Origin of the sequence: Brevibacillus sp. MCWH, assembly GCF_013096935.1 — a bacterium.
Taxonomy (GTDB): Bacteria; Bacillota; Bacilli; order Brevibacillales; family Brevibacillaceae; genus Brevibacillus; species Brevibacillus aydinogluensis.
On the sequence record NZ_SDLF01000004.1, the window covers coordinates 20,144 to 43,565 of the forward strand.

30 protein-coding genes are annotated in these 23,422 nt (G+C 52.5%); 27 read left to right on the forward strand and 3 right to left on the reverse strand.

Translation table 11 applies throughout. The features are described 5' to 3' along the window. Positions 1 to 131: 131 nt before the first annotated feature. The 20 genes from ETC00_RS04575 (at position 132) to ETC00_RS04670 (ending at position 15,328) form a co-directional block, all read left to right on the forward strand. Entirely contained in the window at positions 132 to 680 is a 549-nt protein-coding gene (locus ETC00_RS04575; protein WP_171564778.1) for a hypothetical protein, read from the forward strand. A gap of 407 nt (positions 681 to 1,087) precedes the next feature. Then, positions 1,088 to 2,890, forward strand: a complete 1,803-nt coding sequence (locus ETC00_RS04580; protein WP_171564779.1) for a tape measure protein — start codon at positions 1,088 to 1,090, stop codon at positions 2,888 to 2,890. A gap of 14 nt (positions 2,891 to 2,904) precedes the next feature. Continuing rightward, positions 2,905 to 3,327: a hypothetical protein gene (locus ETC00_RS04585; protein WP_349290963.1), complete on the forward strand. Its 423-nt coding sequence runs from the start codon at positions 2,905 to 2,907 to the stop codon at positions 3,325 to 3,327. 4 nt (positions 3,328 to 3,331) lie between these two features. Beyond that, positions 3,332 to 4,348, forward strand: coding sequence for an XkdQ/YqbQ family protein (locus ETC00_RS04590; protein WP_171564780.1), 1,017 nt, complete (start codon positions 3,332 to 3,334; stop codon positions 4,346 to 4,348). Between the two features lie 12 nt (positions 4,349 to 4,360). Next, on the forward strand, positions 4,361 to 4,807 hold the full coding sequence (locus tag ETC00_RS04595; RefSeq protein ID WP_171564781.1) for a DUF2577 family protein: 447 nt from the start codon (positions 4,361 to 4,363) through the stop codon (positions 4,805 to 4,807). Continuing rightward, positions 4,804 to 5,241, forward strand: a complete 438-nt coding sequence (locus ETC00_RS04600) for a DUF2634 domain-containing protein (RefSeq protein WP_171564782.1) — start codon at positions 4,804 to 4,806, stop codon at positions 5,239 to 5,241. Before ETC00_RS04595 ends, ETC00_RS04600 begins: the two co-directional genes overlap by 4 nt. Then, complete coding sequence (locus ETC00_RS04605; protein ID WP_171564783.1) at positions 5,242 to 6,312, forward strand: baseplate J/gp47 family protein; 1,071 nt, start codon at positions 5,242 to 5,244, stop codon at positions 6,310 to 6,312. Continuing rightward, positions 6,305 to 6,862, forward strand: coding sequence for a putative phage tail protein (locus ETC00_RS04610; protein ID WP_171564784.1), 558 nt, complete (start codon positions 6,305 to 6,307; stop codon positions 6,860 to 6,862). The genes ETC00_RS04605 and ETC00_RS04610 overlap by 8 nt, the downstream gene beginning before the upstream one ends. Continuing rightward, complete coding sequence (locus ETC00_RS04615; protein ID WP_171564785.1) at positions 6,859 to 7,143, forward strand: hypothetical protein; 285 nt, start codon at positions 6,859 to 6,861, stop codon at positions 7,141 to 7,143. The genes ETC00_RS04610 and ETC00_RS04615 overlap by 4 nt, the downstream gene beginning before the upstream one ends. Then, on the forward strand, positions 7,143 to 7,415 hold the full coding sequence (locus ETC00_RS04620) for a hypothetical protein (RefSeq protein WP_171564786.1): 273 nt from the start codon (positions 7,143 to 7,145) through the stop codon (positions 7,413 to 7,415). Before ETC00_RS04615 ends, ETC00_RS04620 begins: the two co-directional genes overlap by 1 nt. 56 nt (positions 7,416 to 7,471) lie before the next feature. Then, positions 7,472 to 9,613, forward strand: coding sequence for a DNRLRE domain-containing protein (locus ETC00_RS04625; protein WP_171564787.1), 2,142 nt, complete (start codon positions 7,472 to 7,474; stop codon positions 9,611 to 9,613). Continuing rightward, the gene (locus ETC00_RS04630; RefSeq protein WP_171564788.1) at positions 9,610 to 9,810 is read left to right on the forward strand and encodes a hypothetical protein; all 201 of its coding nucleotides are present in this window, start codon (positions 9,610 to 9,612) and stop codon (positions 9,808 to 9,810) included. Before ETC00_RS04625 ends, ETC00_RS04630 begins: the two co-directional genes overlap by 4 nt. Next, positions 9,810 to 9,947: an XkdX family protein gene (locus ETC00_RS04635; RefSeq protein WP_171565015.1), complete on the forward strand. Its 138-nt coding sequence runs from the start codon at positions 9,810 to 9,812 to the stop codon at positions 9,945 to 9,947. Before ETC00_RS04630 ends, ETC00_RS04635 begins: the two co-directional genes overlap by 1 nt. A 133-nt stretch (positions 9,948 to 10,080) precedes the next feature. Then, positions 10,081 to 10,551 carry a phage holin family protein gene (locus tag ETC00_RS04640; RefSeq protein WP_171564789.1) on the forward strand — a complete coding sequence of 157 codons (471 nt, stop codon included), beginning with the start codon at positions 10,081 to 10,083 and terminating at the stop codon, positions 10,549 to 10,551. Position 10,552: 1 nt separating this feature from the next. Beyond that, positions 10,553 to 11,443 (forward strand): N-acetylmuramoyl-L-alanine amidase, encoded by an 891-nt coding sequence (locus ETC00_RS04645; protein WP_171564790.1) that lies wholly within the window; start codon positions 10,553 to 10,555, stop codon positions 11,441 to 11,443. A gap of 1 nt (position 11,444) precedes the next feature. Next, on the forward strand, positions 11,445 to 11,753 hold the full coding sequence (locus ETC00_RS04650) for a hypothetical protein (protein WP_171564791.1): 309 nt from the start codon (positions 11,445 to 11,447) through the stop codon (positions 11,751 to 11,753). A gap of 1,460 nt (positions 11,754 to 13,213) precedes the next feature. Further along, positions 13,214 to 14,374, forward strand: coding sequence for an iron-containing alcohol dehydrogenase (locus ETC00_RS04655; RefSeq protein WP_171564792.1), 1,161 nt, complete (start codon positions 13,214 to 13,216; stop codon positions 14,372 to 14,374). 168 nt (positions 14,375 to 14,542) lie between these two features. Continuing rightward, on the forward strand, positions 14,543 to 14,764 hold the full coding sequence (locus ETC00_RS04660; protein WP_171564793.1) for a WYL domain-containing protein: 222 nt from the start codon (positions 14,543 to 14,545) through the stop codon (positions 14,762 to 14,764). Continuing rightward, entirely contained in the window at positions 14,748 to 14,990 is a 243-nt protein-coding gene (locus tag ETC00_RS04665) for a LexA family transcriptional regulator (RefSeq protein ID WP_171564794.1), read from the forward strand. Before ETC00_RS04660 ends, ETC00_RS04665 begins: the two co-directional genes overlap by 17 nt. Further along, complete coding sequence (locus tag ETC00_RS04670) at positions 14,975 to 15,328, forward strand: hypothetical protein (protein ID WP_171564795.1); 354 nt, start codon at positions 14,975 to 14,977, stop codon at positions 15,326 to 15,328. The genes ETC00_RS04665 and ETC00_RS04670 overlap by 16 nt, the downstream gene beginning before the upstream one ends. 101 nt (positions 15,329 to 15,429) lie before the next feature. Here ETC00_RS04670 and ETC00_RS04675 read toward each other — a convergent pair whose 3' ends face one another. Next, the gene (locus tag ETC00_RS04675) at positions 15,430 to 16,221 is read right to left on the reverse strand and encodes a DUF2935 domain-containing protein (RefSeq protein WP_171564796.1); all 792 of its coding nucleotides are present in this window, start codon (positions 16,219 to 16,221) and stop codon (positions 15,430 to 15,432) included. Positions 16,222 to 16,516: 295 nt separating this feature from the next. On the opposite strand from ETC00_RS04675, the gene ETC00_RS04680 reads away from it, so the two are divergent. Continuing rightward, a complete protein-coding gene (locus tag ETC00_RS04680; RefSeq protein WP_171564797.1) occupies positions 16,517 to 18,214 on the forward strand; it encodes a WG repeat-containing protein in 1,698 nt (565 codons plus the stop codon). A gap of 80 nt (positions 18,215 to 18,294) precedes the next feature. On the opposite strand, the gene ETC00_RS04685 is transcribed toward ETC00_RS04680, so the two are convergent. Both ETC00_RS04685 and ETC00_RS20830 read right to left on the reverse strand, forming a co-directional pair. After that, positions 18,295 to 18,543: a phospholipase A2 family protein gene (locus ETC00_RS04685; RefSeq protein WP_230077890.1), complete on the reverse strand. Its 249-nt coding sequence runs from the start codon at positions 18,541 to 18,543 to the stop codon at positions 18,295 to 18,297. Further along, entirely contained in the window at positions 18,482 to 18,610 is a 129-nt protein-coding gene (locus tag ETC00_RS20830) for a hypothetical protein (RefSeq protein WP_256379856.1), read from the reverse strand. The genes ETC00_RS04685 and ETC00_RS20830 overlap by 62 nt, the downstream gene beginning before the upstream one ends. Before the next feature lie 165 nt (positions 18,611 to 18,775). Here ETC00_RS20830 and ETC00_RS04690 point away from each other — a divergent pair, with 165 nt between their 5' ends. The 6 genes from ETC00_RS04690 to ETC00_RS04715 all read left to right on the forward strand — a co-directional run bounded on the left by ETC00_RS04690 (position 18,776) and on the right by ETC00_RS04715 (position 23,401). Continuing rightward, a complete protein-coding gene (locus ETC00_RS04690) occupies positions 18,776 to 19,021 on the forward strand; it encodes a hypothetical protein (RefSeq protein ID WP_171564799.1) in 246 nt (81 codons plus the stop codon). Between the two features lie 211 nt (positions 19,022 to 19,232). After that, entirely contained in the window at positions 19,233 to 20,345 is a 1,113-nt protein-coding gene (gene mnmA, locus ETC00_RS04695; RefSeq protein WP_171564800.1) for a tRNA 2-thiouridine(34) synthase MnmA, read from the forward strand. A 21-nt stretch (positions 20,346 to 20,366) separates the two neighbouring features. Further along, positions 20,367 to 20,693, forward strand: coding sequence for a hypothetical protein (locus tag ETC00_RS04700; protein WP_171564801.1), 327 nt, complete (start codon positions 20,367 to 20,369; stop codon positions 20,691 to 20,693). A gap of 45 nt (positions 20,694 to 20,738) precedes the next feature. After that, complete coding sequence (locus ETC00_RS04705; protein WP_171565016.1) at positions 20,739 to 21,251, forward strand: ACT domain-containing protein; 513 nt, start codon at positions 20,739 to 20,741, stop codon at positions 21,249 to 21,251. Between the two features lie 221 nt (positions 21,252 to 21,472). Next, positions 21,473 to 22,993 carry an aldehyde dehydrogenase gene (gene adh, locus ETC00_RS04710; protein WP_171564802.1) on the forward strand — a complete coding sequence of 507 codons (1,521 nt, stop codon included), beginning with the start codon at positions 21,473 to 21,475 and terminating at the stop codon, positions 22,991 to 22,993. A 33-nt stretch (positions 22,994 to 23,026) separates the two neighbouring features. Then, positions 23,027 to 23,401, forward strand: a complete 375-nt coding sequence (locus ETC00_RS04715; protein WP_171564803.1) for a DUF779 domain-containing protein — start codon at positions 23,027 to 23,029, stop codon at positions 23,399 to 23,401. Positions 23,402 to 23,422: the final 21 nt, after the last annotated feature.

The window sequence follows — 23,422 nt, forward strand, 5'->3', positions numbered from 1 at the left end:
AGCGTTTCATGGTCCAGTCCATGATCGTATCCATGAAAGAGGAAAAGCAGCGATGGGGCATTTAGGTTTCCTCTACCTTTTGCTTGGAAATATTAGTATAATATTCCTGTGGGTAAAAGGGAGAGGATTCCATGTTTTATGTAATAGCCTTTAGTATCGTTGTTGTTCTGATTGTAGTGATTTTGATAAATCGTGCAGGTAATAAGGAAATGGACCGAAAGATGCACGACTCCGGGGCCGATGCTATGATAAGCGCCTTCCATATCGAAGGAATTGGCCTTGGAAGAAGAGCAGACTGTGATTTATTCCTTTTTTCGGATAAAGTAGTCATTGATCACAATGGCCGAAAGTTTGAAATTCCATTGGCCAGGATGAGGGCAGCAGTGGTTAAAACGGAACAAGAAATATACGAAAAAGACAAGAGCGTCGTTGGAAGAGCCTTGATCGGTACGTTGCTTGTTCCGGGATGGGGAACAATCGTAGGTGGCATGTCGGGTATCGGAACCAAGAAAGTGAAGGGCAAGTCAAACACCTACTTGATCTTAAACTTTGTTAATAATAACGGAAAATTAGCAGGTGTTACGTTTCTGAACAATTTTAATATCATCCGCGTAAACAAGTTTTGCGAAGCAGTCAATAATAAGATAAGTGAGAACAAAACAGAAACGGTGATCTTGTAATATGTTTCAAAAGGCACTCAATGAGAGTGCTCCAGCGTGTAGATAACGTCCGCGGCGCATGGGAGATCGGGTCCGCTCGATCGCTTGACGCCCAGCACAGAAGCGGATGTAGTCCGCTCCAAAACGAGACGCGGGCAGGGGACAAACATCTGGGTGTTTCGAGGAAGTGAGACTTGTGTCCCCTGTTGATCCCCGCGTCTTCGTTTTCCCGCTGAGTGGGTCGTCAAAGGAGCTCGCTTGGCCCATCTCTCCATGCGAGGTACGTTGTCTTCCGCTTCTGTTTGATGAATGTGCAGGCCTTCCGGTCTGGAAATCATTTTCTTACGGACGCTTCCAATGAACCGTTTGTCTTCAGTCTGAGGCACTCAATGAGAGTGCTCTTTTCTTTTGTGAGGGGGTGAGATGCGATGATAACCAACTTCACTAATACGCTATTAAATGCTTTGGCACAGGATTATCAACGCCGTTTGAAGGAACTCCAGCAGATCAGCAAAAAAACATGGGATGTGATCAAAACGGGTGCGGCAGCTGCAGCGGGCGCGGTAAAGACCGCTTCAACCGCCATTGTCGGAATTGGTATTCAAGCAAATGCCAGCTTTGAGACGGCCGAACAGTCTCTTGGTCTCATGCTCAACTCGACGGAGGCTGCGAAACAGATGGTTTCTGATTTACAGAAACTGGCAGAGTCGTCACCCTTTGAATTTTCCGGATTGCAGCAGTCTGCCAAGACGTTGTTGAATATGGGTTTCACTGGGCAGCAAGTCATGCCCGTCTTGCAGCGTCTGGGTGATGCAGTGGTAGCAACCGGCGGCAGTACCAAGCAATTGGAGGGCATAACCCAAGTGTTAGGTCAAATCCAAATGAAAGGGAAGCTGAGCGCTGCAGAGGTAAACCAGCTTGCGGAGAGCGGTATTCCTGCTTGGCAGATACTTTCAAAAGAGATGGGAAAAACTCCGGCAGAGCTGATGAAGTTGGCCGAGCAGGGCAAACTCTTATCCAGCCAGGTTCTACCGATACTGTTTACAGGTCTGGAAAACCGCTTTGGCGGCTCCATGCAAAAAATGTCGGAGACGTTTGAGAACACGGTCGCCAATATCAAGGCAACAGGCTCGCGGCAACTCGCCGAAATCACCAAACCGCTGTTCATGGCGGTCAAGGAAGATATGAAAGGGATTCGGGAATTTCTGTCCAGTGATCGCGCAGCAGAATGGGGTGCACGCTTTTCCGCGGCCCTTATGGCGGTCTATTTTGGCGCCAAAGCGGTGGCGGAAACGATTTGGGAGGTTTCCTCCTTTATCATGGAAAACTGGTCCGTCATTGGACCAATTGTGTACGGAGCCGCCGCGGCTTTTCTCATGCACAAGCTCGCTGTGTACGGTTCGACGCTTGCGATCAAGTTATTTGGCCAGCAGTCAACTTTCGCCGCCATAAAAACTCAGGTGATGGGCGTTGCGGCATTGGTTGCCTCGGGTCAGGTCAGTATCCTAAGGGACGCCGTGTTATTGTTGAATGCGGCATTCAAAGCCAACCCAATCGGGTTTGTCGTTACATTATTGGGGTTGCTGGTCACCGCCGGTATCTATGTCGTTCAAAACTGGGAAACCATTAAGCAAAAAGGGATGGAACTGTGGAATGTCGTCGTTGGCGCAGTGGAATGGGGCGTGAATAAGTACATCGATTACGCGAACTTCATGCTCCGTGTGTTCAAATACGCCTGGGACGCCATCAAGTTCGGCGCGATTTCCATGTGGAACGGAATCATTGCCGCCGCAGAGATGGGCGTACAAAAGATGCTCGAGCCTCTTAATGCGGCTCTGGAAGCTTTCGGTAAAGAACGTATCGAAGTAAACTTTGCAGGGGCGAAGGTGGCAAATATTGATGTGCCGACTTGGGACAGCAGTTATAGCCCGATTCCCCATTTAGACTTCAGCGGTGCAAAGTTTTCCACGGGCAAAGCGTCAAACGACATCGCACAAGCTCGAAAGGAACAAAACGAAGCCCGTAAACTGCGCGTCCAACAGGATCAAAAGCTGCTCGACGCGCTGAACAACAACACCAAGGCACTCACCTTCAACACGGATGCGACTGCGCTCAACACGAGTGCAACCGACAAAAACACCAAGGCGCAATTGAGAGATAATCAGACTCCGTTGGATCTCGCAGACAGCCTGTTGGCGCGGATTGAGCGCCATATCTGGGCAACGACGTAAGGGGGTAGGTCAGGGTGATCAACGTGTTTTTGTCCATCAACAACAATGCTGAAGTCCTGCAGCTCCCCGTGCCTCCAGCAGAATACAACGTGCCGTCTCCATGGAACAACGAGCGGGTGGACGGATTGCAGCAGACGCTGAACCTGATTGGATTAAAAGGACTTCGCTCCGTCGAGATCAAGAGCTTTTTTCCGGTTCGGGATTACCCCTTTCTGCAAAATCGGAGTATGTGGGGGATGGCCTATGTAGAAACAATCGAACGTTGGCGCGGCATGCGAATCCCGGTCCGTCTGGTCATCGTCGATTCAGGCGGCGCTCAATCGCTGAACATGGCTGTCACCATTGATAATTTCGAGTGGGGTGTTAAACAGGACGGGGACATTTCCTACACGCTGCAGATGACGGAGTTCCCATTTATTAGCACAGCGAGGGGGTGACAATGTGTTTCAGTTACTCCTGATCAAAAATGATGCTTCCAAAACCCTTGACATTACGCCATTGGTCGGCAGCATTTCATGGGATTCCAACCTTTCCCTGATGGCGTCCATGGAGTTTGACATCAACTGGACAGACGCAAAACTTTTTCCTGTCAATCCTTGTGATTTGGGAGACGTCGTGATCTTGACCAAGGATGGACAGGAGGTACATCGCGGCGTAATCGTTACGGAAGGCCGATCTGGAAGAGAAGCGATCAAATACACGGTGTACGACTATGCCTGGTATTTGGGCAAGTCCAAGAGCGTGTACCAGTTTAACCGAATCCCGGCGTCCCAAGCAATCACGAAGATTCTAAACGATTTCGGCATGCTGATCGGCAGCGTCCCTTACATGGGCACAGTCATCGACGAAATCTATCTGGAAAAAAGCCCGGCGGAGATTATCGAGGACATCTACAAACGGCACGAAAAGGCATCTGGCAAGCGGTACAACGTAGAGATGCGGCAGGGCAAAATCTATTTTGAAGAGATGAAAGACCTGGTCATTAAAGGTACGTTTAAGCTGGCGGATAATATCGCGCCGGTTGATGTGCTGGCCAATCCGTTGGGGGCGGATCGCACCCGGACCATCGAGAGCATGCGAAATCGGGTGAAAATCCTGATTGAGCGAGACGACCAGGAGAAGACGAAACCCAAGTACGAAATCGTCGCAAACGCGCAGGATGAGGGACTGATCCGAAAATACGGGCTTTTGGAGGAAGTATTCAAGATCGATGCCGAAGATGCCGCAAAGGCCAGAGAGGTGGCTCGCATCCTCTTGAGCCGGCTTGCGCGGATCCACGAAACCAACAGCTTAAAGCTGGTAGGCGATGTGGCTTTCAAGGCCGGCCGGCTGCTGGACGTGGACGAGCCGATCACTGGCATGAAACAGCGGTTTATGATCACAGCGGTAAAACACGAGGTAAAAAACCAGATCCACACCATGCAGCTGGAACTGGCTCTGCCTGAGGACGTTAAGTAGGAGGGGTGATCCGTGGACAGTATCGACCGTCTGGCGCAAAAACTTGCCCAAATGTACAAGGATAATCGAAATCCCTTGAGTACGGCCCCCGTGGTGGGAAAGGTCTTGAGCGTTTCCCCTCTGCGTATCCAATACGGGGAAAACATCATCCTGGAACAGCACAAACTGATCGTCGCCGAACGGCTGATGATGGGTACTCCTGTTGAGATAACAGAGACCAACATGGTGGGTAACGATGCGAGCAATTCGGCCACTATCACATTTCATCGTGAAGTAGGCGGGGATCTGACAGAGCGCATCAAAAGATTGTCCATTCCGGCAGCCACCGGGGAGAACAACAAGATCGTGGCCAAACTGACTACTCCCTTGCAAGCAGGGAACCGGGTGATCATGATTCCTGACCAGGACTGGAAAAACTGGTTTGTGCTCGATAAGGTTTGGGAGGGGGGCGAAACATGACACTGCCTCAGATTGCCCAGCTGGAGTTTCCTGACACAGAGCTGATTCAGCAAACATCGCCCGAGAAGGTCCACAAGACTTTTTTGTGGGACTTCAACAAGGGCGATTTTGTCTTGAAAGACGGGAAACTGATTGAGGTAACCGGAATCGAGTATGTAAAGATTTGGGTAGAAAAAGCGCTTCGCACGATGAAAGACTCCCTCATCTACGAAGGAACCGGGTATGGAAGTGAATATCACACACTGATCGGCAAGAACTTCCACCCGGACTTTACCCGATCAGAGTATGAGCGGATGATTCGCGATGCTCTGCTGCAAAACGATGCGATCACCCAGGTGGACAACTTTGTGTTCACCCAAAGCGGCGAAAAACTCACCATCGAGTTTCAAGTAAAGAGTATCTATGGTTCAACGGAAGGGAGGGTGACGGTGTAGATGGCTGATAAAAAAGAGATTCTCACAGAAATGATGAGTTCACTTTCTTCCAGATATGACAAGCGCCCGGGCAACTTTGCGTATGATTTTCTCGCTCCGGTGGCAGATCGCTTTGAAAAGACAGATACAGAAATTGCGACGGTCAAGGAAAAGCTGGACATCTCCAATCTGTCAGGCCAGGAGCTTGAACGACGTGTCTATGAACGGACAGGGATTGAACGAAAACAGGCCACACACGCGATCGGCAGTGTGACCGTTACCGGTACCGGGACAATCTTTGTGGGAGATCTGTTTGAAACGCCAGGCGGCGTCCAATTCCAGGCGACGGAGCAGAAAAATATCGCTGTCAGCGGCACCGTAAATATTCGGGCTGTCGAACCTGGTGCCAGCGGAAACGTCCCGGCAAACACGATCACCATGTTTCCTGTCACACTGGCAGGATTTACAGCGGTGACCAATCACGAACCTACAGCAGATGGCTTTGATGCGGAATCTGATGAGGATCTCTTGCAAAGATACTACGAAAAGATCCGCACGCCAGCAACGAGCGGCAATAAATATCACTATAAAAACTGGGCGAAAGAGGTCCCCGGTGTTGGAGATGCGCGGGTCATTCCCCTCTGGAACGGCGACAACACAGTGAAGGTGGTCATCATCGACAGTGACAGGAAGCCGGCCAGTCAATCCATCGTGGACGCTGTGCAAGAGCACATTGATCCGGGCATTACCGGAGACGGAAGCGGTGCAGCCCCTCTTGGTGCGTTTTGCACCGTGGTAAGCGCGACCGGGGTTAGCATCGACGTTTCTGTTACGATCATGCTCTCCCCTGGATACACCCTCCAGCAAGCTGCAAATAACATTCAAGTGAAGCTGACGCAATACCTGAAAGATATTGCCTTTATTGAGCCAGATGAGATGTCGTTTGTAAGCTATGCAAGGATTGGAGGAGAGATCCTGGACAGCGAAGGTGTTGCCGATTACAGTAATCTGCTCGTCAATGGAGGCACGGCAAACATACCGATTGGCAGAGAAGAAGTAGCAGTGCTTGGGACGGTGACGGTAGATGGCTGATAAGATGATCAATAGATTGGCACCCTTTATGCGCCGGTCCGAGGTGTTTAAGTCCTTCTTTGATTCCGTCGAACCGGCGTTTGCCAGCAGAGAAGAAGCCATATCAGACTTGGAGGCCCAGATGTCAGTGACAACCGCAACCTGGGCTTTGCCTTTATATGAAAAGGAATATGAGATCAAACCAGATCCATCCAAGTCATTGGAGGAACGCAGGGCGGCCGTTATCGCGAAGATGCGCGCAACAGGTAAGTTCACTGCCGAAATGGCGCTCGCCATTGTGAGGGCTTTCACCGATCAAGTGCGGCGGGTAACCTTTACGGGCAGGATCAGGATCCATTTTGACGGGCTCACCAATCTAAACCTTATTGCTGTCGCGGCTGCGCTGGAGGACGTCAAACCGGCGCATATCGATGTGGAGTATGATCTGGGGAATAGCTGCGCTCTGGTGATAACAGATAAGGTGACTGTCAGCCAACGTCGGTACCATAAGGTGTCTGAGTTCCGGGTCGGCATGAAGCCGATTAAGTATCAGACTGAGGTGATCGTATGATTGATAACGCATATTTGGCCCGCGCCGCCGAAGACCTGAAAAACCGAATCGGATCCCTCGTCGTGAATAATCAAACCGTTCCGATTCAAAACGTTACCCGGAACGGCAGGACAATCATCGTAGAAACATTGAGCCAGCAGGGGATCACGGAAGTGACATCCATTAGGCTGTACGACGAGAAAGGGAACTTGATCACTGAGCGGATGCCCAGCATTACTGTTGCAGATCAGCAGCGACTGGCCTTCCGATTTGAATTTGAAGTGAAAGGCGGGAGCGCATAATGCCATATGATCCAAAACTGGACTGGAAACCTGACGACGACGTCACGGAAGCCGACATTAATCGATGGGAAAAGGGGATCGCGGACGCTCACGTGCAGTTGGCTGCGCTGTCTGCGGACGTATCAAACCTGAAAATCCGGATGAATACGCTGGAGTCGATTTTGCCGGAGAACTTCCTCTACAACAAGTTCGACGACGATTTAGCGACAGTCGATTCGATCATTGTGATTCGTGGATATTTCAACGAGGCTCAAACGCGCTTGGAGGTGTAATCCATGAACTGGATACCTTCGGATAACGGCCATTTACGAAAGGAAGGGGGAGGAACATGTCTGTAATTACATTAACAAAATCGAATACGAAAGCATACGACACTTCGATATCAAAAGCTTCACCCTCGTCAAACTTTGCTACGGCAACTGCCGGTTCAATTGGGCGGTCTGTCGCTGTTGGTGACATTTGCAGATACCAACTTTTTTTTGACCTTGGCCTTATCCCAAATGATGTCATTATCAACAGTGCAATATTGAGAATGAAACAATCGAGTGGGCTAGATGTTAGAACGCTCGATATACATCCTTTGAAGGCTTTTTGGAGTGAAACAGGACCAACTTGGTACAGTCCAACACCATACGATGGCGGCAGGAAAGTATCTACTACTGTCCCAACCGGCAGTAATATCGATGTTGATTTTGATGTTACGGCACTGATCCAAGATATGGTTAACGGTGTTTACCCGAATTACGGGTTCTTGATAAAAGATTCTGACGAGCCAAGCGGAACGTACGCACACAACTTTTATCAACTGGATCATGCAATAGATTCTTACCGACCCACCCTCACCATCGACTACACAATTCCATCAACAGGGAAAAAGCAGGTTGAGTATGTTGGGAAATCGTCAAGCGCGTCGTCGGGAACAGCGAAGGTATTGTCGGTTCCTGCGGGAGCGCAGGCTGGGGACTTGCTAATCGCCCAAATACAGTTGGTAGGCACTGCCGCGATCACTCCGCCAAGCGGTTGGACGGTTTTCTACGATTCAACTGCTTCTTTTGGCGACAGAGTGTTTATAGCATACAAGTACATGAATGCCGGTGATACAAATTATGCTTTCACGCATCCAGATGCTAGTGGGCAAGCGGCACTGTACGCTTTCCGGAATGTAAAAACAGCTGATAAAGTAACTTCCCACGCCAGAAGTTTTTCAGGCGCTAATGCTCAGCCAATGGCAATAACAGCAGGGGAAATTGGCTTTACAAAGGGCTTGCTAGTCCTTTTCAACCATGCGGAACACGACACGCAGACGCTAGCGATAACCCCGCCATTAAGTCACATCGAGACCTATGACAACCACTATGTCGGAAAGGTTATAGAAAGTTCATACCGCTATTTGCACGATAAACAAACATTGACAAGTTCAGAGATGAACAGCGTCGTGAACAATGCGGCAAACGGTGTATCTCTTTTAATGGTACTGGAGCCACTCTCCAACAATGCGCCAACGCTCACGCTCACGTCACCTACGGATAATCAAACATTGACGGAAGGTAATGCGCTGCCGGTGGCGGGCGAGGCCAGCGACGCAGACGCAAACAACAACGTGGTCGTCAAGTGTCAAATTAACAATGGCCCAATACGAAATATTGGATCAGGCGTATCCGACGGGGTAACGCCTATTTCTTTTGCCCGCACGCTGACCTACCACAACAAAAGGATGTGGGACGGCGCGACGGACGTGGCTGGAGCTGATCTGGCCGAAGACGTCGATCACATCCTCAAGGTATGGGCAGAAGACGACCAAGGTGGAAAGAGCGCGGAAGTCACGCGCAAATTCCGCGTCATCTGGAATCGGCCGCCGGTGATCAGTGGGGCCAACGAAGACTTGGGTAAGATCATGGAGCCCCCGAGCAAAACCTATAGTGTCACTGATCCGGAGGGCAACCCTTTCACCATCACCGAAAAGATCGACGGAAAGGCAATCCGGTCATTTGAAGGCGTACCTGGTCGGGAGGAGACCATAACGATCCCACATGACATGTGGATCAGATTGGACCTGGATACACCACATGAATTGACGATCGAGGCAACGGATAACAATGGGTTGACATCGACCAGGACGTTTACGTTCATCAGGGAAGAGACGCACATCGAATTCATGCTGAATTTTGATAACCCGGACATCGAAGCACATTTTACCTTAGACGGGATGCCAAAACGCGTGCTTGTCACACTGGATAGGTACCTGCCTCCAGGATCGCAGATCGAGTTTGTGAGAGTGACAAACAACGCTATGGACGAAACACCGACTTGGGAGGATATGACCGCAGCAGTAAACGCTGGCCGTGGTTATCTCTTCACCAACCAGCAAAAAACCGCCGCAAACTGGCGCATCAATATCTGGGTGCGTATCGCCAAAGGCACAGCGACAGAGCGGGTGAGATTGGACGGATTTGGGGGTGCGTTTGATTGAGTTTCAAAACACAAAACGTGGAGAAAATTTCAGTCATTCGTCAAAAGGAGCAGGAAGACCCGGTATTAACCATGGGGCAGGAACTCGCCATGCTGAAGCTGGAAAATATTGAAAAAGACGCGATGATTCAAACCCTTGGGCACCAGTTGGCATTAGTCAAGCTGGAACTGATCCAAATGAAAGGAGGTGGTGTATGATGGCATTCTGGAACCTGGCGTACAAATACAAGTGGGTCACGATTGAACAGTTGCGCTTGGCTGTTCGGACTGAATCCAATCCATACGGGGAGATCACGCCGGAGGAGTTCAAGCAAATCACCGGCCAGGATTTCTGAGCGCCTTTCCCAATGCGGACAGGCGTTTTTCATGGGGAGCAGTGGCTCCCCTTTTTTGCTTCTAGACTGAAAACCCGTCCCTGGCCGAGCAGGGCTTTGATTTTGTCATGGGGGGCGAGGAGGATGAAGAACATTGCGCTTTGTACAAAGACTTGAACTGGAGAACATTGCAACCCAAGCAAACGCCCTCGCAGCGACGTTGGGGGCGGTGACAGCACCTGTGTTCCATTACTTTTATGGCACGGGCCGGACTGACATTATCGTGGTGCTTTTGCTTTGCATTGTACTGGATTGGATAACCGGCATCCAGGCAGCCAAGAAAAAAGACAAAACGTACTCGTCGGAATATGGCCTGAATCGCATTCCGCGTACCTTGTTTCTGCTGGCCCTGCCGGCGTTGGGCAACTTGCTCGACCGCGTTATGGGCACGCCTGGCTTTCTCTTTTACGGCGTCACGTTCGGCCTTATCTATCACACCTGGAACAGCCTGACGGCCAACGCAACACGAGCCGGCTGGCCGGTGCCAAAGGCAGTCGCCAAACTGGTGGAGTCCGAGATCAGAGCCAAGACGGAACGGGCCATGAGACAAAAGGAGGGTAAGTGAGATGAAGAGAGTGATTCTGATCGACCCCGGTCATGGCGCCGAAACAGCCGGTAAACGCTCCCCGGACGGCACGCTGCGAGAGTATGAATTCAATCGAAATGTCGCTCGCCGGCTGGTGAAAAAACTCCATATGTCCGGCTTCGACGTCCGCCTGACGGTTAACGACGACAAAGACATGCCCTTGATTCAGCGCACGAACCAGGCGCGAGACTTGAAACGGCAGGGATACGACGTCCTGCTCGTGTCCATCCACGCCAACGCTGCCGGTAACGGATGGAGCACAGCGAACGGGATTGAGACGTACACAAACGACCAGGCGGAGAAGCTGGCGCAGATTATTCAGCGTCGCCTCCTAGCAGATACCGGTCTGCGGGATCGCGGGGTGAAACGAGCTGACCTGCACATCACCAGAGAGACCGCAAGACACGGCATTCCTGGTGTACTCTGCGAACTGGGTTTCATGACCAACCGGGACGAGTGCGCCCTGTTGAAAACGGATGCCTACCGGGAGAAGTTCGCCACCGCAATTGCAAAGGCTATCTGCGAACACTACGGAGTGCCTTTCAAAGCATCCACAGACAATCCACAACCCGCACAAAAACCTGTGGATAAGGTTTCCATTGAGATTAACGGCTGCCGCCTGCCGGTTCAAGGCTACCTCCGCGACGGCGTATCGTGGCTTCCGATCCGGTCCGTGGCCGAGGCAGTCGGCGGCAAGGTGGAGTGGTGCGCCTGCACAAAACAGGTCAAGGTGAACGGCCAAGACCTGACAGAGAGCATCGAAAACGGCACGTCGTATGCCCCTGCCCGGGAACTGGCTGCCATCCTCGGTCTGGCGGTGGAGTGGGACCAGGCAACGAAAACGGTAAAACTGAAGAAAGGATGTGTGTGACATGACTTTCGCGGATGTGGTTGTCTTTGGACAAGAGTGGGGTGCGTTGATCGCCCTTTTTCTTTTGGTACTGCTCGTCCTGGCCGCCGACCTGTTCCCGCGCATCGCCGCCTTTATCGCCGAGATCGAAGCGGTGTTCCCCGGCTTGTACGACCATCTGGAGGCGAAGGAGCAGGCCCTCGTCAATCGTTATGACCGGCTGCCGACAAGAATCCGCGCCGGTTTCGCTTTGGTGGGTGGGAAAACAGCATGGGCCGCGCTGGTCAGGTGGATGTACAAATTCGTGCGAGATCGAGCAAAGAGAAGCTAAACAAACAGCCCTCTGCCGGAAAACCGGTGGAGGGCATTTTTTATTCTCTCTCGTCTTTCTTCCTTCTGCCGCGAAGCCGGGGCGTGTCCATCCATGCTTGAACTTGCCCCCGAAGCCACAACGGTCCGCAAGCAAGCTCCTTGACGGGCTGCGGGAACTGTCCACGCCTCAGATACTCCTTCATGTAGTTCCTGGACTTGCCGGTCATTTCGCAGACCTCTGACAACCCCATGATGTCGTCCAAATTAATCTGCAATTATTTAATCCCTTCTTCCCAATGCTGCTGTTATCCACAAATATGCCACAACGTAAATCAGGATGGCTTTCTGCCACCACTGAGCAGCAGGCGAGTATGTGGCTAAAACAGCGAACCCTAACACTCCTCGGATGGAACGCAGATTTCTGATGTCTATTTTTCTTGTCTTCATGCTATTCTTAGGATGGTGGGGGGCCTCACTGGTCACCTGCAGCGTTTACCTTGGCGGGAGCGCCGCTTTCGCTTTTTCTTCCGCTAGCTTCGGGTGTACCTACTCCTTTCACCATCCCACGTACTCACCTCCTTTCTTGCCTTAATTATGCCAATTTGTTTAATCTGTAAAATATTGGTCTTCCCGCAGCAACTCTCTGCATGGCGGCGCAGGTTCGATTTCTATCACCCGCTCCAGATGAAACCCTTGAGAAATCAACGTTTTTTTGGTAAGAGGAAAAACCGCCTCCTGAGCGAAGGCAGGTTTTTTGCTGACACATCCCTTGTATCCGAAGCATCGTTTATTAGCCCTTCGATCTCGTTACGACATGAACACACGCTGCTGTCGCAACACATACCAAAACAGACAAGGGGAATGTCAACAGGTACGCATTTGTATAATAGGGAACGGCTTCGGCACTGACAAACATCATGACGTTTTCCCATGTGACAGGGCTCCCTTCCATTATGACATAGCAGCTGCCGATCAGAAAAATCAGAACCTTTTCCGCAATGGCAGGGAGTATACCGATCCACACGGCTGCTCTTGTTGCCCCTCGTTTATGAGCAATCCCTGCCTACAGACCACCGACGATATATGGGATGACTACCATTACAGATCCCAAAACCAGTCCTGACACATCTCGATGCTGGTCAATCGGCAGCTTCGTGATCGCAGTGTACATCCATGATGCAAGGAATAGGGTAACAAAATAGGAACCTGTAATCACATACCATCCATTTTTTATCACTGCTAGCCCCCCTGGGAACTGGAGTTCATACCGTATGACGAACAGATTGTCTGGCTGGTCACGTAAACATCAAAGCGATTTTGGCAGAAATTGCAACAACATTTTCGTATGGCGGCTTCTGCTCGTTGTACATATTAGTTCGCTTCAATAAGTGGAATATTTCAAATTTTGTGTGGAAATCCGTTTTTCCTGCCAGTTATGATGGTACTGTCACAAGCTTGTAAAAATCGGGGGGAAACCGGATGAATGCCTTTCACTACAATTGCTCCACGCGTATTGAAATGGGGATGGGCAAGGCTCTCCACCTGCCGGAACTGCTGCACTCCCTGCAGGTCGGCTCGTCCATATTGCTGGTCAGTGACCCCGGCGTGATCCGCGCGGGCCTGGTTGAACCGATCCAGACAGCTCTGCAGGAAGCGGGTTTTGCCGTGTCGCTGTTTGCGTCGCTCAGCCAAAATCCGCGGGATACGGAATGCTTGGCGGGAGCAGAACAATTCCGTGACACAGGTGCCAGCATGGTGGTGGCCATCGGCGGGGGAAGCGCCATGGACACGGGGAAAACGATCGCGCTGTGCGGACCAAATGGCGGAACGCCCGCCGACTACGCGGACGGACGGCTTCCCTACGCAAACATTGCCCCGATCATTTGCGTTCCCACTACAGCCGGGACGGGATCGGAAGTGACCCGCTCCGCAGTCATTACCGAGTCGGCCACGCACCGAAAAATGACGCTCAAACACGCCGCCTTGCGCCCAACGCTGGCCGTGCTTGATCCCAGTTTGACGCTCAGTGTTCCGCCCGCTGTCACCGCTGCCACCGGCGTCGACGCCTTGGTTCACGCCATCGAGGGGTATACCTGCAAGGTGACCAATCCGATCTCGCAATCCCTCGGCGCCCGTGCGATGCAGACGATTGTCTCCGCACTGCCGGCTGCTTATGCCGATGGTCGAAATGTAGAGGCCCGTTCCGCCATGCTGGAGGGCAGTCTGCTGGCGGGGCTCTGTTTTGGCTCGGCGGATGTCGCGGCTGTGCACTGTCTGGCGGAAGCGCTCGGCGGGCTTTACGACACGCCCCACGGCGTCGCGAATGCAGTATTTTTGCCCCATGTGCTTCGGTTCAATGCAGTGGAAAACAAGCCGATGCACGCCAGATTGGCGCGTTACATGGGGTTTGCCGCCGATGCGGACGCGGACGAGTTGGCTGTCGAAAAGCTGATTGACGGCATTGAGGCCTTTACGCACAGCCTGGACATTCCAAAGCTGAAAGACTTGCCGGGTGTGCGCGAAGAGGACTTTCCGCGGATCGTAGAGCTGTCGGTGCAAAACGCCTCCACGCCAAGCAATGTGCGGACGATTACGGCGGAGGATTACCTGCGCATTCTGGAGGAGGCGTATCGGTCGTAAGAATGCCGGAAACAATTGAAGCGCTGCACTTCTGACGCAATCACCACAATGGGCTGACAATGGTGAACGAACACATGCTCCACGGACAGTGGGGCATTTTTTCTTGCATGTTCGCCTCGTGTTCGCATATAATACAAACAAATGTTCGTATACACAGGAGGAATGACGATGATCGGGTACCTGCAGCGCTATATGAACAGCGGTCAGCTAGTCGAGATCATCTATCTGGATCGCCATGGGCGAACGTCGAAGCGAACTGTCCGAATTCATGAGATCAGCAGGGGGCGTGTAAAAGCCTACTGTTTTGCGCGTCGGGCGTTTCGCATCTTCTCCGTTGACAACATCCTCGCTGCAGTTCCAGTGGTGAAACAGCGTGCTGCAGGATATTGAACGGAAGGTGCTCCGCATCATCGCCAACTTTTCTGTTGGGCGCAGGCGAACGCCGAACGTGGATGAACTGTGCGTGAAAACAGGTCGTAGCCGCGCCGGTGTCATGGAGGTACTGGCCATTTTGGCACGGGAAGGGTACATCCAATGGGTTCGCTCACACCCGAACGACATCAAGCTGTTGGAAGCGTGGGAACGAAAGGAGACATCTGGATGGGGCAGAAAATAGGAGAATGGTTCAGAACCGCGCGGATGGTACAGCCGGAGAAAAAAACAGAAAGCGGGCCTGTGAACGCGGATAAAGAGCTTGCAGAGAGACCGGTTGTTGACGCGATCGACTATGATGAAAACTGTTTTCGTATCTATGACGCTACGCAGTACGACTACGCGATCAGCGTTACATGGTTCCGGGAATTATACGCAGGACGCGGCGTGTTTGAAACGGCATGGGGGAGCGTAAAGCAGATTGACGCTGACGAACGACGGTTCCTGCTGGTCAGTGATTGGGATTCTGTGTGGATTCAGATCGAGGATGTCGTGCGTGTGACGAAATCGTACACCGGTTGACTCCTACAGCTCACTTGGTTCAAATGTTGTAAAATGTTGAAACCCCCATTATGGGGGTGGGGGTGGATTCATCATGCTTACAGACCGATATGACGTTCTCTTTATTTCGAGGAGGACAAAGCCACCTCAAATGCATCCAGGATTTCGAGAAAGCGCGATGCTTCTCTGAATACGTGATCAGCGAGCAGCGGCGGGATTATGCTTTTTATTCTGCATGCCTCAATCAGTTCACGTGCTGTCTTCTTGAAGTCGCGCAATTGACGTACGGAAACGCGATTTTGATCGACAAATTGTTCAAGGAGAGGAAGGGTTTGTGACTGAGGCCGCATGGAGTTGAGGTCAATCGCTTGATAAAGGAGTTGATCAAAGTCATGGCTAAACTCACGAGCCTGTTCGACAAGTTTTCTTTCGGAAGGATCAAGCAAGTGGTTGATAAATTTGGCGTGGTCTGCCATGATTCTGAGGAAAAATACATTTTCATTAATGATGGCATCGGGCAAGGGATCAAGGGTTCCCGTATTTAATTGCTCTAATCGATTCATGAAATAGGCAGCTTCCCTGCTGATATGATCGACCAACAAGGGAAAATTATTTCCCCCAATCTTGCAGCGAATAATCAAGTCAAGGACTCTTCGTTTGAACTTCCAAATGTGACAAACCGCATGGTGAACGACATTGTTAAATTCGAAAATTCTTTGCGGGTCTGCATCCGGCGAGAAGGCATGGGCCTGATTTTCAATGTCTTCAAAAATGTTGTAAAACCGATTGGCTTCGTCGATTAATTTGGTATCGTCATAACGAAACCCCAATTTAAGGAACAGGGAATGTTCTTTCATGATTCTTGACCAAAATCTGATTTCATCTAACGACCGACTCACAAATGTATCTGCCATACGGTAACTCCTCCATGCATTTTTGTGTCGCTTCGCGCAATCCTGGCCACTGGGAATGGACAGTTCCCAGCGTGGATTCGCATCCGCAGACGACTCCTTTGTATTTGCAAGTACGATGTATCTCTATGCCAATACCCAGGTCGTGGACTGGGCTTACGCCTACATTTTGAAAAAGTGCGAACTTGGACGCTCACGCCCAAAAATGTTTTGTGCTGGAAACTGGCAACCGGAACTTTTCCATTTCATTCGCGTCTTAACATTTTGCAACACATTTGACGAAAGAGGGAGAAGTTACTTGAAGAAGTACAGAAAACACTGCTTGAAGATGGTAGTCGCCGGCGTTTTGGCGTGGAGCAGCGTCGGTTTGACGGCTGCGGCGGAGTCCGTTACGTTTCAGGACGTCACCTCGGCCTATTGGGGGTACGATACGATCAGATGGGGTGTGGAGCAGCGTTTGGTTTCCGGTTTCCCGGACCGCACCTTCAAACCGGATCAGTACGTCAAGGAAAGCGAATTTTTGGCGATGCTGCTCCGTTATTACGCTAATCACGGAAACGCACTGACGCTTCAGCCTGCAGGTACATACTGGGCTGACGTTTATTATCGTCAGGCCGAAGCGTATCATTGGCCGGTGTCCCGTGCTCAGTCGGATCGTCCGATCAAACGGGGCAGTGTAGCCAAACTGATAGCTGCCTCGCAGGGCTTCCGTTACGACACGAACAACGCGATCCAGTATTTGTACAACCAAGGGCTGGTCAAAGGGCGGGGGGAAACAGCCAGCTTGACCGGCTTTGCCAAGGAATCGTATCTCACCCGGACAGAAGCGGTTCAATTCATCAAGAATCTGGCGGACAAATCCATCGTCCAGGCCAAGCCGGCGCCCGATCAGCCGTCCACTCCGCTCATTCCGCCGAGTGAGAAATTGTACCCGTTCACCCAAAACGGCAAATGGGGATACATGGATGCTGCGGGTCGTGTCCTGGTCGATCCGCAGTTTAGCAATGCCAGACCGTTTCGGGATGGATTGGGGGCGGTATACTTCAACGGCAAATGGGGATTTGTCGGAGCCAATGGCGAATTGGCGATTCCCCTGCAGTTTGATGATGTGAAAGATTTCAGTGAGGGACTGGCTGCCGCGCGGGTCGGTTACAAGTACGGGTACATCAATAAACAAGGGAAGTGGGCCATCAACCCTGTCTATCCGCTGGGGTCTGCCTACGAGTATGACAGAGGCGTCGATTTTCAAGAGGGGCTTGCTGTCATTACACAAGGGAACAAGTACGCCTTCATCAACAAAAGCGGCAAGGTTGTCTCGGCAGCGTATGACGAGGTCATGCCGTTTCAGGAAGGACTTGCCGCCGTGCGGGTCGGCAACCTGTGGGGGTATATCGACCAAAACGGAAAGATGGTCGTCAAACCGCAATTTGACATCGCCAACGACTTTCACGAAGGCCTGGCCGCGGTAGCGCGAAACGGTCGGTACGGCTATATCGGCAAAAACGGTGCCTACGTCATCAAGCCGCAATTTTCAGTGGAGGGGCTCAATTACAATTACAGCGGCAAGCCGCGGTTGTTTGACTTTCATGAAGGATTGGCCCGGGTTATGATCAACGGGAAGTACGGGTATATCGACAAAACAGGAAAGACCATCATTTCACCGACGTTTGACACCCGCAATCAAACAGGTGACTATGCCACGGATTTTTCTGACGGCCTGGCAATGGTCAGGATCGGATACCGATTCGGTTATATTGACAAGACCGGAAAAATGGTGATCCCGGCGCAGTTTGATGAAGCAGAGTCATTCTCCGAGGGGCTGGCGCGCGTCCGCGTCAAGGGGAAAGACGGATTTATCGACAAAACCGGAACATGGGTGATTTCGCCGCAATTTTCCCATGCACGCAGTTTTCAAGACGGTTTGGCGCTGGTGACGCCGGACGGGTCGAACGATCAAATCTATATTGATAAAAAAGGAAACTACGTAATGAAATAAGTGGCTGGAACTGACCTGATCCAATGAAGTGAGGGGCGAATGACTTCATGACCAGATAACGATCCCAGGCGGTTGATCGCTTAGCGCTTGGGATCGCAGATGCTTTTGCAAAAATACAGATACATGAGATAGGCGATTCGCCCGTTCTCCGTCTTGTGATCAATGCACCGCTTCAGGCATTTCACCATTTTTCTGTCGCAGCTGCACGCAAAATAGCCGCGTTTTTGGTAACACTTGTCGTGCATCATGCAGCACCAGTCTATTTCGTCAATGGGCGGATTTGGCCCAGAACAGCCGGGACCGCACCAGTTTCCGTAAAAACAGGGAATTGATCCAAAACGCCGCTTGCGGATTGGCACTTCGCATCACCGCCATGGAAAGAGTTACTACTACCATATCGGGTTTCGCCAAAAGTGATTGTACGCTTATCTGATCGACTGACGCTGCTTTTTCACCATTGACAGTTCGGGGATTGGCAGCCGGCGTCAAGACTGGCAGAATGAAGAGGACAAGCCAGCTTCCCTGTACAGGGCCGAAGCGTTTGACGAAGGAGAGAATTCCATGAAGACGGCATTATACCAGATCGCCTATCAAATCGGCATCCATCCCACAAAAATGGCCAAGCTGGTGCGGGAAGGCGAAATTACCGGCGAGGTGCCGGGAGACAACCCGCAGTCCAAGGAGGCCTGGATCGACCTCCTCTCCCTGCGCAATTACATCGAGTGGCAGCGTGAGCAGGGGCGACTGGACGAAGCAGCCTATTGGAAGGCGATTCGCCACATTGAACGAACGCTTAAAAACCGGTAACCCGCAGACAAGGCAAAGGAAGTGGAACACCCGCCGGGAAGAGCGTCCCCATCTGTCTTTGCGTTGTACACAGTACGAAACGTTTTCCGCCTCAAACACAAAATAGAAAGGTGCAGTCAACCATTCGCACTTCGCTTTGTTTCTACACATGAATTGTCGCTGAAAACGTGGTATGCTGATAAGGAACCTTAGTGAAAAGAGGAGAAAGACCATGAAGCGACCAGAAGACACGCGCGTCGTCGTCGGCATGTCCGGTGGGGTCGACTCCTCCGTGACGGCTTACCTGCTGAAACAACAGGGATACGACGTCATCGGCATCTTTATGAAAAACTGGGATGATACCGATGAATTTGGCCACTGCACGGCGGAAGAAGACTTCCAGGACGTCCGGCGCGTCTGCGAACAAATAGGCATCCCGTACTACACGGTTAACTTTGAAAAAGAATACATGGAGAAAGTCTTCCAGTATTTTTTGGATGAATATAAACGGGGACGCACGCCCAACCCGGATGTCATGTGCAACCGGGAAATCAAGTTTGGCGAACTGCTCGACAAGGTGATGGACCTCGGCGCCGATTACATTGCGACCGGCCACTATGCCCGGGTAGAGTACCGGGACGGAGCGTATCGGCTGCTGCGCGGTGTTGACACCAACAAGGATCAGTCTTACTTTCTCAACGCCCTGAATCAGCACCAATTGTCCAAAACGATGTTCCCGCTCGGTTCCCTGACCAAGCCGCAGGTGCGGGAGATCGCGGAAAAAGCGGGGCTGGCCACCGCCAAGAAGAAGGACAGCACCGGGATCTGTTTCATCGGGGAGCGCAATTTCCGCGAGTTTCTGCAAAACTATCTGCCCGCCAAACCGGGGAACATCGAAACGGTGGACGGCGAAGTGATCGGCCGCCACGATGGCTTGATGTATTACACCCTGGGACAGCGGCAGGGGCTGGGTATCGGCGGCGGACACGGAAAGACCGGCCAACCGTGGTTTGTGGTTGACAAGGATTTGGAGCGCAACGTGCTGATTGTCGCCGAAGGGGCCGGCCATCCCCGCCTTTACTCTACCAGTCTGATCGCTACTGACGTGAACTGGATCAGCGGCAAGGAGCCGGAGTCTGCCTTTACCTGTACAGCCAAGTTTCGCTACCGACAACCGGATCAAGGCGTGACGGTGCATCTTCGCGAAGGCAACACCGTGGAGGTCGTCTTTGATCAGCCGCAAAAAGCGGTTACGCCGGGACAAGCCGTTGTCTTCTACAACGGGGAGGAGTGCCTCGGCGGCGGAATCATCGACCAGGTGACGCGGCTGGATGCAGAGAATTAACGCGGATGGGAGAATCGGAACGTGGAAGCGACACAGAAATCAAAGCTGATCATCGTTTCGTTTTTGCTGGGAGCGATACTCATCGGGGGACTGGCCTACATGGGCTTGTACACCACAAGTCAGGAGCACGTGTCGATGATTCACGAAAAGATCGCCAGCCAAGGGGGAAAGGTGACAGCCATTACCGTCGTCCCTGTGGATGAGAGCCCGTTTGAGAAGAGCGGAAAAGGAAACACGATCTACAAAATCACGTACGAAAAGGACGGCAACACCTTGACGGCGTGGTATCGCTCGATCAATCATTCCTCGATCATCAAAGAGGAAGAAGCGTGGATTCTCCCCAGGTAACACCCGAGAAAACAAAGAGATGACAGGGGATGTGAGTGCATGAACATGATCAATGCGGAACAACTGCGCGACCTGGCAAGCCTGATCCGCAGGATGGAGCCAAATCTGGCGGGAGCGTCGCTGACGATCCTGGCATACGAGCAACGCGATGCCATTGCCAAGGCGTTGGTGGAAGGACTGGGTGCCGACGTACCGGTACAGACCAGTTCGGGGGAGTACGCCAACCATCTGGCTGTTGTCCGGGTGGGAGGCAACAAGTACACGATCGCCCAGGACTGGCGGGAGGTGTACATTGCCGAGATCAATTACTGTCCATGCCGGATTCCGCCGCAATCGCACGGACTGCTCGTCTATCACAATGATTATCCCGGCGTGATTTACGACGTGTCCCGCATATTAGCCGACAATCAAATCAACATCTCCAAACTGAATGTCTCCCGAGAGCAAAAAGGGAAAAACGCGCTGCTCGTGTCCGTTACCGACGAAGCCATTACGCCTGACGTGGTCACCGCCATTGAGAAACTGCCGCAGATCACCCGCGTGATTTCCCTCCAATGAAGCACACGGCCGTCCGCAACCGCGGGCGGCTGTTTTTTGTACATCATTTGTACATCAGCAGATGGATGAGCGGGACGGGGCTGTATTCGGTCTGGTGGCCAAAATCGGGCCCCTCCAAATTGTACGAGACCCGGGCTGGGAGAAACGCTTCTGATTTGTCCGCTTCCCTCATATGTATAAAAGGGATGAACATGAAAGTGAAAGAGGAGGAGTGGCCATCGATGATCTACGCGCAGCCGGGACAACCAGGGGCAAAGGTTTCGTTCAAAAAGCGGTACGAAAATTTTATCGGAGGGAAATGGGTTCCGCCGGTAAAAGGGGAGTACTTTGAAAATGTCACGCCCATAACGGGACGGGCATTTTGCGAAGTGCCGCGCTCCACGGCGGACGATATTGAATTGGCGCTGGATGCGGCTCATGAGGCAAAAGCAGCGTGGGGGCGCACATCACCGGCAGAGCGGGCGGCCCTCTTGAACAAAATCGCCGACCGCATGGAAGCCAATCTGGAAATGCTGGCCGTAGCGGAAACGTGGGACAACGGCAAGCCGATTCGCGAGGCGCTGGCAGCCGATCTGCCGCTGGCGATCGATCATTTCCGCTACTTTGCCGGCTGCATCCGGGCCCAGGAAGGAAGCATCAGCCAAATCGACGAGCACACGGTGGCCTACCATTTCCACGAGCCGCTCGGCGTCGTCGGTCAAATCATCCCGTGGAACTTTCCGCTGCTGATGGCCGTATGGAAACTGGCTCCGGCACTCGCCGCAGGCAACTGCGTCGTGTTGAAGCCGGCCGAACAGACGCCCGCGTCCGTTCTGGTCTTCCTCGAACTGGTGCAGGACCTCATTCCGCCCGGTGTCGTCAATGTGGTCAACGGCTTTGGACTGGAAGCCGGCAAACCGTTGGCCACCAGCAACCGGATCGCCAAAATTGCCTTTACAGGGGAGACGACGACCGGCCGCCTGATCATGCAGTACGCGTCGCAAAACATCATCCCGGTGACGCTGGAGTTGGGCGGCAAGTCGCCAAACATCTTCTTTGAGGACGTCTGCGCCAAGGATGACGCGTTTTTCAACAAAGCGGTGGAAGGATTCGTCATGTTTGCGCTCAATCAGGGCGAGGTCTGCACGTGCCCGTCACGCGCCTTTATCCAGGAGTCGATATACGACCGGTTCATGGAAAAAGCGCTGGCCCGCGTTGCGGCGATCAAGCAGGGCAACCCGCTCGACACAGAGACGATGATCGGTGCGCAGGCGTCGGCGGAACAATTGGAAAAAATTCTCTCCTACCTCGACATCGGCAGACAGGAAGGGGCTCAGTGTCTGATCGGCGGCGAGCGGAACATCCTTCCCGGCGAGCTGAAAGACGGGTACTACGTCAAGCCGACCGTGTTCAAAGGGCATAACAAGATGCGCATTTTCCAGGAAGAGATCTTCGGCCCGGTCGTCTCCGTGGCCACCTTCCGGAACCAGGAGGAAGCGCTGGAACTGGCCAACGACACGCTGTACGGGCTGGGGGCAGGCGTCTGGACCCGCGACGTGAATCTGGCGTACCGGATGGGGCGCGAGATCCAGGCCGGCCGCGTCTGGACCAACTGCTACCACGCCTATCCGGCGCATGCCGCGTTTGGCGGGTACAAGGTATCCGGCATTGGCCGCGAGACGCACAAGATGATGCTTGAGCACTATCAGCAGACGAAAAACCTGTTGGTCAGCTACAGCCCGGATGCGCTCGGATTGTTCTGAGCGAGACAAAGCCCCTGTAAAAGGAGGAAGCGCATGGGCACAGTGCCGAAAGTGCTGGCAACAGAAGCGGCGCTGCGGTTGATCGAGCGGCTGAAGGAGAGGTACGGACCGCTGTTGTTCCACCAGTCGGGCGGTTGCTGCGATGGCAGCTCGCCGATGTGCTATCCGCGCGGAGAATTTCTCATCGGGGAAAACGACGTGCTGTTGGGCGAGATCGGCGAGACGCCGTTTTACATGAGCGCCGCCCAGTACGAATACTGGAAGCACACGCAGCTCATCATCGACGTGGTGCCGGGGAGAGGGGGCATGTTCTCCCTGGAAGGGCCGGAGGGCGTCCGCTTTCTCACCCGCTCGCGGGTGTTTACCGACGAGGAGATCCGCACGTTAAAAGAATCTGGCGAGCTGTGACAAGCGGCGGCGCGGTAAACT

Excerpts from the sequence above, each read along its gene's own strand:
- ETC00_RS04575 (WP_171564778.1), top strand. The coding sequence starts at position 132 with ATGTTTTATGTAATAGCCTTTAGTATCGTTGTTGTTCTGATTGTAGTG.
- ETC00_RS04580 (WP_171564779.1), top strand. The coding sequence starts at position 1,088 with ATGATAACCAACTTCACTAATACGCTATTAAATGCTTTGGCACAGGAT.
- ETC00_RS04600 (WP_171564782.1), top strand. The coding sequence starts at position 4,804 with ATGACACTGCCTCAGATTGCCCAGCTGGAGTTTCCTGACACAGAGCTG.
- ETC00_RS04605 (WP_171564783.1), top strand. The coding sequence starts at position 5,242 with ATGGCTGATAAAAAAGAGATTCTCACAGAAATGATGAGTTCACTTTCT.
- ETC00_RS04610 (WP_171564784.1), top strand. The coding sequence starts at position 6,305 with ATGGCTGATAAGATGATCAATAGATTGGCACCCTTTATGCGCCGGTCC.
- ETC00_RS04615 (WP_171564785.1), top strand. The coding sequence starts at position 6,859 with ATGATTGATAACGCATATTTGGCCCGCGCCGCCGAAGACCTGAAAAAC.
- ETC00_RS04620 (WP_171564786.1), top strand. The coding sequence starts at position 7,143 with ATGCCATATGATCCAAAACTGGACTGGAAACCTGACGACGACGTCACG.
- ETC00_RS04625 (WP_171564787.1), top strand. The coding sequence starts at position 7,472 with ATGTCTGTAATTACATTAACAAAATCGAATACGAAAGCATACGACACT.
- ETC00_RS04635 (WP_171565015.1), top strand. The coding sequence starts at position 9,810 with ATGGCATTCTGGAACCTGGCGTACAAATACAAGTGGGTCACGATTGAA.
- ETC00_RS04645 (WP_171564790.1), top strand. The coding sequence starts at position 10,553 with ATGAAGAGAGTGATTCTGATCGACCCCGGTCATGGCGCCGAAACAGCC.
- ETC00_RS04650 (WP_171564791.1), top strand. The coding sequence starts at position 11,445 with ATGACTTTCGCGGATGTGGTTGTCTTTGGACAAGAGTGGGGTGCGTTG.
- ETC00_RS04655 (WP_171564792.1), top strand. The coding sequence starts at position 13,214 with ATGAATGCCTTTCACTACAATTGCTCCACGCGTATTGAAATGGGGATG.
- ETC00_RS04660 (WP_171564793.1), top strand. The coding sequence starts at position 14,543 with ATGATCGGGTACCTGCAGCGCTATATGAACAGCGGTCAGCTAGTCGAG.
- ETC00_RS04670 (WP_171564795.1), top strand. The coding sequence starts at position 14,975 with ATGGGGCAGAAAATAGGAGAATGGTTCAGAACCGCGCGGATGGTACAG.
- ETC00_RS04675 (WP_171564796.1), bottom strand. The coding sequence starts at position 16,221 with ATGGCAGATACATTTGTGAGTCGGTCGTTAGATGAAATCAGATTTTGG.
- ETC00_RS20830 (WP_256379856.1), bottom strand. The coding sequence starts at position 18,610 with ATGGTAGTAGTAACTCTTTCCATGGCGGTGATGCGAAGTGCCAATCCG.
- ETC00_RS04690 (WP_171564799.1), top strand. The coding sequence starts at position 18,776 with ATGAAGACGGCATTATACCAGATCGCCTATCAAATCGGCATCCATCCC.
- mnmA (WP_171564800.1), top strand. The coding sequence starts at position 19,233 with ATGAAGCGACCAGAAGACACGCGCGTCGTCGTCGGCATGTCCGGTGGG.
- ETC00_RS04705 (WP_171565016.1), top strand. The coding sequence starts at position 20,739 with ATGATCAATGCGGAACAACTGCGCGACCTGGCAAGCCTGATCCGCAGG.
- adh (WP_171564802.1), top strand. The coding sequence starts at position 21,473 with ATGATCTACGCGCAGCCGGGACAACCAGGGGCAAAGGTTTCGTTCAAA.
- ETC00_RS04715 (WP_171564803.1), top strand. The coding sequence starts at position 23,027 with ATGGGCACAGTGCCGAAAGTGCTGGCAACAGAAGCGGCGCTGCGGTTG.